9 protein-coding genes are annotated in these 12,963 nt (G+C 64.9%); 8 read left to right on the top strand and 1 reads right to left on the bottom strand.

Translation table 11 applies throughout. The features are described 5' to 3' along the window. Positions 1-32 precede the first annotated feature (32 nt). The 7 genes from tolB (at position 33) to ftsH (ending at position 10,381) form a co-directional block, all read left to right on the top strand. Complete coding sequence (tolB, locus tag ACNJYB_RS31715) at positions 33-1,379, top strand: Tol-Pal system beta propeller repeat protein TolB (RefSeq protein WP_439375694.1); 1,347 nt, start codon at positions 33-35, stop codon at positions 1,377-1,379. A 236-nt stretch (positions 1,380-1,615) separates the two neighbouring features. Beyond that, the gene (locus ACNJYB_RS31710; protein ID WP_439370451.1) at positions 1,616-3,949 is read left to right on the top strand and encodes a putative bifunctional diguanylate cyclase/phosphodiesterase; all 2,334 of its coding nucleotides are present in this window, start codon (positions 1,616-1,618) and stop codon (positions 3,947-3,949) included. Between the two features lie 177 nt (positions 3,950-4,126). Next, positions 4,127-4,852 (top strand): N-acyl amino acid synthase FeeM domain-containing protein, encoded by a 726-nt coding sequence (locus ACNJYB_RS31705; protein WP_439370450.1) that lies wholly within the window; start codon positions 4,127-4,129, stop codon positions 4,850-4,852. A gap of 251 nt (positions 4,853-5,103) precedes the next feature. Then, entirely contained in the window at positions 5,104-5,592 is a 489-nt protein-coding gene (gene pal, locus ACNJYB_RS31700; RefSeq protein WP_018641585.1) for a peptidoglycan-associated lipoprotein Pal, read from the top strand. Between the two features lie 188 nt (positions 5,593-5,780). Continuing rightward, positions 5,781-6,821: a tol-pal system protein YbgF gene (gene ybgF, locus ACNJYB_RS31695; RefSeq protein WP_439370449.1), complete on the top strand. Its 1,041-nt coding sequence runs from the start codon at positions 5,781-5,783 to the stop codon at positions 6,819-6,821. A gap of 258 nt (positions 6,822-7,079) precedes the next feature. Further along, positions 7,080-8,153 carry a tRNA lysidine(34) synthetase TilS gene (tilS, locus tag ACNJYB_RS31690; RefSeq protein ID WP_439370448.1) on the top strand — a complete coding sequence of 358 codons (1,074 nt, stop codon included), beginning with the start codon at positions 7,080-7,082 and terminating at the stop codon, positions 8,151-8,153. Positions 8,154-8,458: 305 nt separating this feature from the next. Further along, positions 8,459-10,381 carry an ATP-dependent zinc metalloprotease FtsH gene (ftsH, locus tag ACNJYB_RS31685; protein ID WP_439370447.1) on the top strand — a complete coding sequence of 641 codons (1,923 nt, stop codon included), beginning with the start codon at positions 8,459-8,461 and terminating at the stop codon, positions 10,379-10,381. A 314-nt stretch (positions 10,382-10,695) separates the two neighbouring features. Here the strand turns inward: ftsH and ACNJYB_RS31680 are convergent, their stop codons facing one another. Further along, positions 10,696-11,550, bottom strand: a complete 855-nt coding sequence (locus tag ACNJYB_RS31680) for an alpha/beta fold hydrolase (protein ID WP_439370446.1) — start codon at positions 11,548-11,550, stop codon at positions 10,696-10,698. Positions 11,551-11,741: 191 nt separating this feature from the next. On the opposite strand from ACNJYB_RS31680, the gene ACNJYB_RS31675 reads away from it, so the two are divergent. After that, entirely contained in the window at positions 11,742-12,947 is a 1,206-nt protein-coding gene (locus ACNJYB_RS31675) for an ABC transporter substrate-binding protein (RefSeq protein ID WP_439370445.1), read from the top strand. The last annotated feature ends 16 nt before the right edge of the window (positions 12,948-12,963 follow it).

Genomic DNA, 12,963 nt, shown 5'->3' with positions numbered 1-12,963 from the left:
AAAAGAATTTTGCAATGAATGACGCCCGATCGATGAACCGCCGCCGCTTCATGACCCTGGCCGGATCGACGCTCGCGATGCTCGGGGGCGGACATGCGTTCGCTCAAGGCCAGCCGCGACTGCGCATCGATCCCACCGAATTCCAGCCGATCCCGATCGCGATCTCCGGCTTTGTGCCGGGCTCGCCGTCCGACGGCGACGTCGGCACCGGCGTCACGCAGGTCATCACCAACAACCTGAAGCGGTCGGGCCTGTTCGCGCCGATCGACCAGGCCGCCTTCATCGAGCGTATCAGCAACATCGACGTCGCGCCGCAATTCCAGAACTGGAAGACCATCAACGCGCAGGCCCTTGTCACCGGCCGCATGACGCGGCAGCCGGACGGCAGGCTCAAGGCGGAATTCCGCCTGTGGGACGTCGTCACCGGCCAGCAGCTCGCAGGACAGCAATATTTCACCTCGCCGGAATATTGGCGCCGCATCGCCCACATCATCTCCGACCAGATCTACGAGCGCATGACCGGCGAGAAGGGCTATTTCGATAGCCGCGTCGTGTTCGTGGACGAGACCGGGCCGAAGGAGCGCCGCGTCAAGCGGCTTGCCATGATGGACCAGGACGGCGCCAACGTGCGCTACCTGACCCGCGGCTCCGACCTCGTGCTGACGCCTCGCTTCTCGCCGAACTCGCAAGAGATCACCTACATGGAATTCGGCCAGGGCGATCCGAAGGTCTATCTCTTCAACATCGAGACCGGGCAGCGCGAGATCGTCGGCAACTTCCCCGGCATGACCTTTGCGCCGCGCTTCTCGCCGGACGGCCAACGGGTCATCATGAGCCTGCAGCAGGGCGGCAATTCCAACCTGTTCGTGATGGATCTGCGCTCGCGCTCGACCACGCGGCTCACCGACACACCGGCGATCGATACGTCTCCGTCCTACTCGCCGGACGGCGGCCGCATCTGCTTCGAGTCAGATCGTGGCGGCAGGTCGCAGATCTACGTGATGGGCGCGGGCGGGGGACCTGCGCAGCGCATCTCCTTCTCCAAGGACGACACCAACGCCAGCTATTCTACACCGGTGTGGTCGCCGAAGGGCGATTACATCGCCTTCACCAGGCAGGGCGGCGGACAGTTCTCGATCGGCGTGATGAAGCCGGACGGCTCCGGCGAACGGCTGCTCACCTCCGGCTTCCACAATGAGGGGCCGACCTTCTCGCCGAACGGCCGCGTGCTGATGTTCTTCCGCGATCCCGGCGGCAATGCCGGACCGTCGCTGTACTCCGTCGACATCTCCGGACGCAACGAGCTGAAGGTGCCGACGCCGGGCTTCGCCTCCGACCCGGCATGGTCGCCGCTATTGTCCTCGACGGCAGGTCAATAGATCGCGCGTTCAGACGCGCGATGTTTCCGAAAAAAAGCGCCGATTTTTTCGCGTTCGGCGGGGAAAGCAAGCTTTCCTTCACCTTGTGCCCGGCAACGCTTGCCTAGTTCCTTGATATTGCAGCGAAATCCTGTTCGCAATTGCCGAAAAACAACTCGACTTTAACGATGTTCCCTCAGAAAGGCTTCACCTGGGCTGGGTAAAAGTACGCGCTGAACAGGACGCGTAATTAGCCAATGCAGCTGGCCGACCAGAAGCAGAGCGATCGAGACGAGCTGGAGCCGATACTCTACGCCGCTCTCATCAACTCTATGGTGCAGAATTTCTGGGCGATCTTCCTGGGCTCGGCCTCCGCGGCCGTCGCCGCGGTCATGACTGCTCTCAAGACCGGCGACGTGTGGCTGTGGCCGCTCGCATTTCTGCTGATCGCCATCGGCACCGCGCGCGCGTTCCAGATGCGCGGATACGAGAACCGCGCGCACCCGCTGTCGTTCGAAGAAGCCAAGAATCTGGAGCCGCGCTACTGGATCGGCGCGCTCAGCTATGCAGCTGTGCTCGGCGTGTGGGCCTTCGTCGTCATCTACAACAACGAGGATCCGGTGGCCGACATGCTCACTGTCGCCATCGGCATCGGCTACACCGCCGGCGGCGCCGCCCGCAATTACGGCCAGCCCCGGGTGATCCAGTGGCACGTCGCGCTCGCCTGCGGTCCGATGTCGCTCGCTTTGCTGCTGCACGGCGGCCCCTACCACGTCGGTCTTGCGGTCCTGCTCATGTTCTTCTTCATCGGCTTGAAGAACATCAACCTCAGCCTGCATGCGATCTTCGTCAAGGCGCTGACCTCGAGCTTCCGCGAATCCGCGCTGGCGAGCCAGTTCGACACCGCGCTCAACAACATGCCGCATGGCCTGTGCATGTTCCGCGCCGACGGGCGCCTTGCAGTGATGAACCATCGCTTCGGCCAGCTGATGGGCCTGCCCGAGGATCTGGTCAAGCGCGGCGCCACCGCGGCCGACATCGTGTCGGCCTGCATCGCCGCGGGCTCCATCTCGGCGGAAAGCGGCAACCAGATCCTGGCCGAGATCGCGCATGCGCGGATCTGCGAGATCGTCACCGCCGATCCGGATCTTTCGCGCGGCCGTACGCTCGCCTGGACGTTCCAGCCGATGACGGGCGGCGGCACCGTGCTGCTGCTGGAGGACATCACCGAACGCACCAACGCCGAAGCCCGCATCAGCCATCTCGCCCGCTATGACGAGCTCACGGCGCTGCCGAACCGGGTCTCGTTCCGCGCCGAGATCGAGCGGCTGCTGGCCTTCGCCCACCACGCCGAACGCCTCTCGGCGCTGCTCTTCGTCGACCTCGACCAGTTCAAGCAGGTCAACGACACGCTCGGCCATCCCTGCGGCGACCAGCTCCTGTGCGCGGTCGCCAACCGCCTGCGCGAGATGCTGCGTCCCGAGGATTTCGTCGCCCGCTTCGGCGGCGACGAGTTCGTGGTGTTCCAGCAGAACATCTCGTCGGCCGAGGACGCTGCGAGCCTCGCCCGCCGCATCGTCGAGCGCCTGAGCGAGCGCTACCGCATCGACAATCACCTGGTCGAGATCGGCGCCAGCGTCGGCATCGCGCTGACCTCGCCGGACGGCAAGGTCAGCGCCGACACCCTGCTCAAGAACGCCGACATGGCGCTGTACCGCGCCAAGGCCGACGGCCGCGGCACCTTCTGCTTCTTCCGCGACGAGATGGCTGCGACCGTCGAGGCGCGCCGCATCCTCGAGCTCGACCTGCGCAAGGCGCTCGCCAACGAGGAGTTCGAGCTGTTCTACCAGCCGCTGGTCAATCTGAAGTCCGGCAAGATCACGACCTGCGAGGCGCTGCTGCGCTGGAATCATCCGGTGCGCGGCACGGTTTCGCCGGTCGACATCATCCCGGTCGCCGAGGACATGGGCCTGATCGTCGATCTCGGCCGCTGGATCCTGCGCCGCGCCTGCATGGAATGCATGAAGTGGCCGGACGGCGTCAGCGTCGCCGTCAACTTCTCGCCGCAGCAATTCCACCAGCGCGACGTGCTGAGCGAGATCCGCTACGCGCTGGAGGTCTCGGGGCTTCCGGCGCATCGCCTCGAGATCGAGATCACCGAGTCCTCGCTGCTGCGCAACACCCAGCTCACCCACGATATCCTGTCGCAGCTGCATGCGCTCGGCGTGCGCATCTCGCTCGATGATTTCGGCACCGGCTATTCGAGCCTCAGCTACCTGCACAATTTCCCGATGCAGAAGGTGAAGATCGATCGCTCCTTCCTCGAGGGCATCGACACCGACCGGCCGCTGACGCTGCTGCGCGGCGTCGCGCGATTGTCGGCAGACCTCGGCATGGCGGTCGTGGTCGAGGGCATCGAGACCAACGAGCAGCTCGAGCTGATCAGCGCCGACGGCACCGTGTCCGAGGCGCAAGGTTATCTGTTCAGCCGTCCGGTGCCCGCCGTGCGGATGCGCCAGCTCCTCAACGCCTCGCATGGACGGCGCGGCGAGAGCCTGCTCCAGGTCGTGGGCTCGCGCTCCTTCGCCTGATTCCGCTTCCCGAAATCCCCGACTGTTTCAGCCTGTTGCCGGGTACCGTGGTGCTACGGGAGGTTAACCCTAATACTTCGATTGCTTTGCTTCATCATTAAGAAGCTGTTAATGGTGGATCACGCGCGTGGAAGTTGTCCGTGTGCACTTGTGAGCCGTGGTGGGCAGGGAGTTGGAATGCAGTCCTCAGCCAGAGCGATCATTTCGGCTGTTGGACGGGGTGCCGAACTCCTGACCGACGTCGATTATCATCTTGCCGAAACGGCCGCGGAGAAAGAGGAGATCTACAATCTCCGCTATCGCGCCTATCTGCGCGAGGGTGCCGTCAAGGAATCTACCGACGCGCGCGTCACCGACCAGTATGACGAATTGCCGAACGCGTGGACCTTCGGCGTCTATCTCAAGGGCAAGCTCTGCAGCTCGGTGCGTATCAGCGTGCTGAACTCGGAATGGCGCCAGTCCACTTCGGCCGACGTCTTTCCCGACATCCTGCTGCCACGGCTCGATCGCGGCGAGGTCATGATCGACCCGACCCGGTTCGTCGCCGATCCCGACCAGGTCAAGCGCGTCCCCGAGCTGCCCTATCTGACGACCCGGCTCGCCTACATGGCCTGCGAGCACTTCCATGCCGATCTCGGCCTTGCGATCGTGCGTCCTGAGCATCAGGCCTTCTACCGGCGGGTGTTCCTGCACGAGACCATTGCCGAGCCGCGGCTGGTCCCCGGTCTCACCAAGCCGTTCGGACTGATGGCGGCGGACTTCCCGACCTTCCGCAGGAAGGTGTTCGAGCGCTATCCGATCATGCGCTCCACCGCCTTCGAGCGGCGCATGCTGTTCGGGCGCGCCGGCCAGCGCCAGGTCCCGCAGCGGCGGGTGCTGGTCGCGGACGCCGTTCACGCCTGACCTAAGGCACTCCGGCAACTCCCGGCCTCAGGCCCAAAATTCAAGCAATGCCAGCGATTTTGCCGGTTAACGCGGCTTGCCTTCACCCTCGCGCCACATTTACAACCCATTAACCATGACGGTTGCTTTTCGCTGGTTGGGGGCATTTGACCGGCTGAGGCAAGGTTCCGTCAAGGTTGACGGAACGTTCGCTTAACCAACCCCCTGTAGACCGGACAGCAGTGGACTAACGTGAGCGTGGAGGCTCCCGAATGAAACATCCTATGCGTATCCTCCAGGGATTGAAGCTGGCCGCGGTGCTTGCCGTCGCGCTGTCGATGGGCGCCTGCGCCAACAAGAATGCTGCGACGGATGCGATGGCCAATGCGGCGACGCCGGGCAGCCAGCAGGACTTCGTCGTGAACGTGGGCGACCGCGTGTTCTTCGAGAGCGACCAGACCGATCTGACCCCGCAGGCGATCGTGACCCTCGAGAAGCAGGCGCAGTGGCTGCAGACCTATCCGCGCTACTCCTTCACCATCGAAGGCCATGCCGACGAGCGCGGCACCCGCGAATACAACATCGCGCTCGGCGCGCGGAGAGCTCAGTCGGTGCGTTCGTTCCTCGCCTCGCGCGGCATCGATCCGAACCGCATGCGCACGATCTCCTATGGCAAGGAGCGGCCGGTCGCCGTCTGCAACGACATTTCCTGCTGGTCGCAGAACCGCCGGGCAGTCACCGTGCTGAACGCGAGTTCCTGACGCTTTCAGTCAGGCGCCGTCCATCTCCGGGAAAAGATCATGCCGGCGCCCTCAGGGCGCCGGTTTCGTTTCAGCGATCTGTGACAGAAACCCCTTGGTAGCAGTCACATTTTTGGCGTACTCCACTTCAATGTGTGGCGCGTCGAAGGTTCCGTCGCAGGCCATTTCGCTTTCGTCGTCAGGGCAAGATGTCATCCAGATTTAAGGTTCTTACCGGCTCCGTGGCGACCGCCGCGCTGCTCTCCCTGTGCGCGCCCGTCCTGGCTCAATCGATCCTGGCTCAGACCGATGACGATCCCGAGATGCGGATCGAGCGGCTGGAGAACCAGCTGCGCCAGCTCACCGGCCAGAACGAGGAACTGCAATACCGCAACCGGCAGCTCGAGGAGCGCCTGCGGGCACTCGAGGGCGGCGCGCAAGCCGCGCCAGGACAGCAGCCGGTCCAGCCCAGCGTGACCGCGGTGCCGCCTGCGCAGGTTGCGCCGGCCTATCGCCAGCAGCAGGCCGTGCAGCCGAATTACGAGCAGCCGCAGATCGCTGCTCCCGCGCCGATCGTTCAGGAGCAGCCCGGGCCCGGCGCGCCCGGCACGCGCCGCCGCGGCGATGCCTTCGATCCGAACCAGAATCCGAACGCGCCCGGCGCGCCGCGCGCGCTCGGCGGCGGACAGCAGCCGATGCCGGGTGCGCCCGGCGGACGCAATGCCGGCGATCCGCTCGATCTCGCCAACACCGCCCCGCGCTACCAGCAAGGCGTGCCGCCCGCGGCCCAGCCGGGTTATCCGCCGGCGCAGCAGGGCTATCCGGCGCAGGGTGGCGGCGCTGGCCCGACTACACTTCCGCCCTCGGCGACGCCGCGCGACGAGTTCGACCTCGGCATCGGCTACATGCAGCGCAAGGACTATGCGCTCGCCGAGCAGACCATGAAGAACTTCGCGCAGAAATATCCGAACGACCCGCTGCTCGGCGACGCGCAATACTGGCTCGGCGAGAGCTACTTCCAGCGCCAGCAATATCGCGATTCCGCCGAAGCCTTCCTCGCCGTCACCACCAAATACGACAAGTCGGCCAAGGCGCCGGATGCCCTGCTGCGGCTCGGCCAGTCGCTCGCCGCGCTGAAGGAGAAGGAAGCCGCTTGCGCCGCCTTCGGTGAGATCGGTCGCAAATATCCGCGCGCCTCCGCCGGCGTCAAAGCCGCCGTCGACCGCGAGCAGAAGCGGGTGAAGTGCTAGTGATTTAGACTCGGCTGGCCGACCGTGGCTCACCTCTCCCAGCGGGTAGAGGTCGGATTGCGCAGCAATCCGGGTGAGGGGGCGCCGCGACCAGTGAGACCTAGACCCCTCCCCCGGACCGCATCTTCGATGCGCTCCGACCTCTCCCTACGGGAGAGGTGAACCATCGGCAGGCATCCGTTTCGCACCGTCCAGGCGCTGACAATGCGGATTGCCTTGCGCTAAACAGTCGATCCATCCGCGGACGATTGCAGCGTCATGTCAGACGACGACAATTCACCGATCTCGGCGCGCACAGCGAAGCAACTCTTCGCTGACCTGAAGCACGCGCCGGCGCTGGTGCTCGCAGTCTCCGGCGGGCCCGATTCCGTCGCGCTGATGTGGCTCGCGGCACGCTGGCAGCGCAGCCTGTCGCGCGGCCCGCGTCTCATCGTCGTCACCGTCGATCACGGCCTGCGTCCGGAAGCGGCGCGCGAGGCGCGCGAGGTCAAGCGGCTCGCGACCGAGCTCGGCCTGCCGCACCGGACCCTGCGCTGGCGCGGCGCCAAGCCGAAGACGGGACTGCCTGCCGCCGCGCGCGAGGCCCGGTATCGCCTGCTCGCGCAGGTCGCGCGCATCGCCGGCGCGAGCCATGTGCTGACCGCCCACACCCGCGACGACCAGGCCGAGACGCTGCTGATGCGCATGCTTCGCGGCAGCGGGCTTTCGGGGCTGTCGGCAATGGCGCGCCTCACGGAGCGCGACGGCATCGTGCTGGCGCGTCCGCTGCTCGACATCCCGAAGTCGCAGCTGATCGCGACCTTGAAGCGGGCCGGAATAGTCTTTGCCGAGGATCCCACCAACCGCGACACCGCGTTCACCCGGCCGCGGCTGCGCGCATTGCTGCCGCAACTCGCGGCCGAGGGTGGCGATGCCAGGAACCTGGCGCGGCTCGCGGGCCGGCTGGCGCGCGCCAATGCGGCCGTCGAGGTGCTGACTGACGGTGCCGAGCGCTTCCTCCGCTTGACGGATCGCGACGATGCGCCGCATGGGCCGGGCCGGCGAAGTTTCGACGGGATCGCCTTCGCCAGCCTGCCGGAGGAGGTCCGGCTGCGGCTCCTGCTGCGGGCCATCAACGCCCTCGGGCATGAAGGGCCGGCGGAACTCGGCAAGGTCGAAACCTTGTTGTCAGCGCTCGATCAGGCCTTGGCTTTGGGCTCCCGCGCAGGCGCAAATGGACGGCCGGTCCTGAAGCAGACCCTTGCGGGAGCCTTGATCAGCCTTGCCGGCGGGCGTATTCACATCGCGCCTGCACCGGCGCGGCGGTCCCAAGCAGACTTGAAGGGGACTTGAAAAGGGCGGATGAGGGCGGATCATGACACCGGCCGCTTCCGCTGCACGCCGTCAGGACACCTTAACCAGGCAGGAAAAACCCGGCCTTTAGCGCCATTATTTCAGCGGGAATCGCCCTAAGATGGGCTAAATAGTCCCATCTCGTTCCCTTGGCAGCGAGCGGGGCGGCACCTAAATTGTATGCGTCTAACGATGAGGAATTCTTGGGGATTTCCTCGAATTGCCCAGGTAACTAGCCAAGTCACTGGGTCGAGTAACTCCTGAAGGATCAGGGCCGCGATCCGCGCGACCACGAAGGAAGATCGATGAACGCCAATCTGCGCAACTTCGCCCTCTGGGTCATCATTGTCTTGTTGCTGTTGGCGTTGTTCACGCTCTTCCAGAATCCGGGCCAGCGCGCCTCCTCGCAGGACATCGCCTTCTCCCAGCTGCTGAGCGACGTTGACCGCGGCAACGTGCGCGACGTCGTGATCCAGGGGCCGGACATCCACGGCACCTTCACCAACGGCTCGAGCTTCCAGACCTATGCGCCGAACGACCCGACGCTGGTGAAGCGCCTCTATGACAGCAAGGTCCAGATCACCGCGAAGCCGCCGGGTGACAACGTGCCCTGGTTCGTCTCGCTGCTGGTCTCCTGGCTGCCCTTCATCGCGCTGATCGGTGTCTGGATATTCCTGTCGCGGCAGATGCAGGGCGGCGCCGGCAAGGCGATGGGCTTCGGCAAGTCGCGCGCCAAGATGCTGACCGAAGCGCACGGCCGCGTCACCTTCGAGGACGTCGCCGGCGTCGACGAGGCCAAGCAGGACCTGCAGGAGATCGTCGAATTCCTGCGCGACCCCGGCAAATTCCAGCGCCTCGGCGGCCGCATTCCGCGCGGCGTGCTGCTGGTCGGCCCTCCCGGCACCGGTAAGACCCTGATCGCGCGTGCGGTCGCGGGCGAAGCCAACGTGCCGTTCTTCACCATCTCCGGTTCGGACTTCGTCGAGATGTTCGTCGGCGTCGGCGCATCCCGCGTCCGCGACATGTTCGAGCAGGCCAAGAAGAACGCGCCCTGCATCATCTTCATCGACGAAATCGACGCGGTCGGTCGTCACCGCGGCGCCGGGCTCGGCGGCGGCAATGACGAGCGCGAGCAGACGCTGAACCAGCTGCTGGTCGAGATGGACGGCTTCGAGGCCAACGAGGGCGTGATCCTGATCGCCGCGACCAACCGTCCCGACGTGCTCGATCCCGCGCTGCTGCGTCCGGGCCGCTTCGACCGCCAGGTCGTGGTGCCGAACCCCGACGTCGTCGGCCGCGAGCAGATCCTGAAGGTCCACGTCCGCAAGGTGCCGCTGGCTCCCGATATCAACCTCAAGACCATCGCGCGCGGCACGCCCGGCTTCTCCGGCGCCGACCTGATGAACCTCGTCAACGAGGCTGCGCTCACCGCTGCGCGCCGCAACAAGCGGATGGTGACGCAGGCCGAGTTCGAGGAAGCCAAGGACAAGGTGATGATGGGCGCCGAGCGCAAGTCGCTCGTCATGACGGAGGAAGAGAAGCTGCTGACGGCCTATCACGAGGGCGGCCATGCCATCGTCGGCCTCAACGTGCCCGCGACCGATCCGATCCACAAGGCGACCATCATCCCGCGTGGCCGTGCGCTCGGCATGGTCATGCAGCTGCCCGAGCGTGACAAGCTGTCGATGTCGCTGGAGCAGATGACCTCGCGCCTCGCCATCATGATGGGCGGCCGCGTCGCCGAAGAGCTGATCTTCGGCCGCGAGAAGGTGACCTCGGGTGCCGCCTCCGACATCGAGCAGGCCACGCGCCTTGCCCGCATGATGGTGACGCGCTGGGGCCTGTCCGAAGAGCTCGGCACCGTCTCCTATGGCGAGAACCAGGACGAGGTGTTCTTAGGGATGTCGGTCTCGCGCACGCAGAACGCCTCCGAAGCGACCGTGCAGAAGATCGACTCCGAGATCCGCCGTCTGGTCGAGGAAGGCTATCAGGAAGCGACCCGCATCCTCACCGAAAAGCGTGCCGATCTCGAAGCCCTCGCCAAGGGCCTGCTCGAGTTCGAGACGCTGACCGGCGACGAGATCGTCGACCTGCTTAAGGGCAAGAAGCCGAACCGTGAGTCCGTGCTCGAGCCGACCACCCCGCGCGCCTCCGCCGTGCCCCCGGCCGGCAAGTCGCGCCCGCGGCCCGATCCGGATCCCGGCCTGGAGCCGCAGCCGCAGGCCTGATCCCAAAGCGGCAGATGACATCAAAAACGCGGCGACAACGCCGCGTTTTTTTGTTGGCCTCGTCATTGCGAGCGCAGCGAAGAATCCAGACTGCCTCCGTGGAAAGATTCTGGATTGCGTCGTGGCCGCAAACTCCGTCATTGCGAGCGCAGCGAAGCGATCCAGGAATGTCTCCGCGGAAGGACTCTGGATTTGCTTCGCGGAGCCTGTCATCGGGCGACGCTTCGCGCGCACCCGGTGGCTCGCAATGACGATCGGGATGCGCCGTGTCCACTCTCACTATGGTGGGGACGCTTGCGCCACCCTGCAATATCTCACTTCGCCGCCGCACCCCGCCCCAGAAAACGCAGCACGTCCTCATTGAACTGCCCCGGATCCTGCAGGAACGAGAAGTGGCTGACCTCCGGCTGGATCAGCAAACCGGCGCCGGGAATGTTCGCCGCCATGAACTCGGTGTTGTCGCGCTTGATCGCCTCGTCGTGATCGCCGTCCACGATCCAGGTCGGGACCTTGATCGCCGCGAGGTCCGAGGCCGTCCATTTCGGCTGGCTCTCCCACATCTTGGTGATCTCGTCGACGAAGCTCTTGTACTGCGTAGGGGTCGGCGAGAGGCGTTTGTACTCCTCGCCCGCCCTGGCGATGTAGGCGTTGAACACCTCGCTTGAGGCGATGTCGGCAACACCCGACGGATCCGAGTTCGCCGCGAAGGCGAACAGCCTGCTCACCCGTTCCGGATGCTTCATGGCGATGTCGAGGCCGATGATCGCGCCGTCGCTCCAGCCGACGATCGCCGCCTTCCTGATCTCCAAGTGGTCGAGCAGTCCGATCACGTCCGAGGCCATCAGATCGTACCCATACGGCTCCTGGTCGCGGCTGCTGCGCCCGTGTCCGCGGCTCTCCATGACGATGACCTGGTAATGCCGTTGCAGCGCGCGGACCTGGTGCCCCCAGTAATTGGCGTTGGCGAGACCGCCATGCAGCAACAGCACGGGCTCGCCCCGGCCGTACACGGCGTACCAGACCTTGATGCCGTTGACCGGTGCAAAGCCGCTCTGCGCCGCCTTGGGCAAGGTCGGCGTCGGCGGCAGGTTCAGCCACCGCGGCGCGGCGTGCGCCGCGTTGATCGCGATCGTGACGAGAAGTGCGGTGAAAACCTTGCGAAACATCATGATGATTATTCCTATTCGCCCCCGGACATTACTGCATGGCAACACGGCCGCGTCACCTTCTAAGGCGTTACAGTTGTAGCGACACTGCGATCTTCCGATCCCGATAATGATTGGAGTCGCCGCGATGTCATGGCATGCTCCCTCCAAATAAAGGTGCGTCGCGACCGCACCGAAAAGGGGAGGGAAAGCCGATGCGCTCTCAGGCGGCATTGGGCGCGCTTGGCGCCGTTTCATTCCTGCTATGGCCTGCTGCTTCCCTCGCCGCCGAGATGCGTGGCGTCACCCCGACCGAAATCAGGATAGGCCAGACCATGCCCTACAGCGGCCCGGTCTCCGCCTTCGGCGCGCTCGGCAAGGGTGAGGTCGGCTATTTCAAGATGCTGAACGAGAAGGGCGGCATCAACGGCCGCAGGGTGAATCTCATCTCGCTCGACGACAGCTACGCGCCGCCGAAATCGGTCGAGCAGACCCGCAGGCTGGTCGAGAGCGACGAGGTCGCGCTGATCTTCTCCTCGATCGGCACCGCTCACAACACCGCGATCGCAAAATATCTCCAGTCCAAGAACGTGCCGCAGCTCTTCATCGGCTCCGGCGCCTCGAAGTTCGCCGACATCGCACAATATCCGCAGGCGACCATGGGCGTGCAGGCGCCGTTCCGCTACGAGGCGCGGCTGTACGCGCGCTATGCGCTGGCGAAGAATCCCAACGCGAAATTCGCGGTCATCTCCCAGAACGACGATTACGGCCGCGACTACCTCGCCGGGCTGAAGGACGTGCTCGGCGAAAAATACGAGTCGGTCGTCACCAACGCCACCTACGAGATCCAGGATCCGACCATCGATTCCCAGATCGTGAAGCTGAAGGCTTCGGGCGCAGACGTGTTCGTGATCGCGGCGACCCCGAAATTCGCGGCGCAGGCGATCCGCAAATCCTTCGAGATCAACTGGCGGCCGTTGACGTTCCTTTCGAACGTGGCGGTATGGGTTTCGGCGGTGATGGAGCCGGCGGGGCTCGAAGCCGGCACCGGCATCCTCTCCACCGCCTACGTCAAGGATCCCGACGATCCCGCCTGGAAGGACGATCCCGGCGTCAAGGGCTGGCGCGAGTTCATGACCAGATACGTGCCGGAGGCCGATCAGCACGACACCAACTACGTCAATTCCTACAACAGCGCGATGGCGCTGGAAGCGGTGCTGAAAGCCTGCGGCGACGATTTGTCGACCGAGAACATCCTGAAGCAGGCGTTTGCGATCCGCGATCTCGAATTGCCGATGCTGCTGCCCGGCATCAAGGTCAACACCAGCCCGACTGATCACGTTCCGATCGACCAGATGCAGTTCATGCGCTTCAACGGCAGGAGCTGGGAGCGCTTTGGCGAGTTGCAGACGGGAAATTGACCTGTCCCGGACTGGA

This window comes from Bradyrhizobium sp. SMVTL-02, from assembly GCF_051853005.1.
GTDB lineage: Bacteria > Pseudomonadota > Alphaproteobacteria > Rhizobiales > Xanthobacteraceae > Bradyrhizobium.
Note: the sequence above shows the minus strand (reverse complement) of the source record. Positions and strands in the feature narration are given on the sequence as shown.

Coding starts and splice junctions, on each gene's coding strand:
- tolB (WP_439375694.1), top strand. CDS start 33: ATGAACCGCCGCCGCTTCATGACCCTGGCCGGATCGACGCTCGCGATG.
- ACNJYB_RS31710 (WP_439370451.1), top strand. CDS start 1,616: ATGCAGCTGGCCGACCAGAAGCAGAGCGATCGAGACGAGCTGGAGCCG.
- ACNJYB_RS31705 (WP_439370450.1), top strand. CDS start 4,127: ATGCAGTCCTCAGCCAGAGCGATCATTTCGGCTGTTGGACGGGGTGCC.
- pal (WP_018641585.1), top strand. CDS start 5,104: ATGAAACATCCTATGCGTATCCTCCAGGGATTGAAGCTGGCCGCGGTG.
- ybgF (WP_439370449.1), top strand. CDS start 5,781: ATGTCATCCAGATTTAAGGTTCTTACCGGCTCCGTGGCGACCGCCGCG.
- tilS (WP_439370448.1), top strand. CDS start 7,080: ATGTCAGACGACGACAATTCACCGATCTCGGCGCGCACAGCGAAGCAA.
- ftsH (WP_439370447.1), top strand. CDS start 8,459: ATGAACGCCAATCTGCGCAACTTCGCCCTCTGGGTCATCATTGTCTTG.
- ACNJYB_RS31680 (WP_439370446.1), bottom strand. CDS start 11,550: ATGATGTTTCGCAAGGTTTTCACCGCACTTCTCGTCACGATCGCGATC.
- ACNJYB_RS31675 (WP_439370445.1), top strand. CDS start 11,742: ATGCGCTCTCAGGCGGCATTGGGCGCGCTTGGCGCCGTTTCATTCCTG.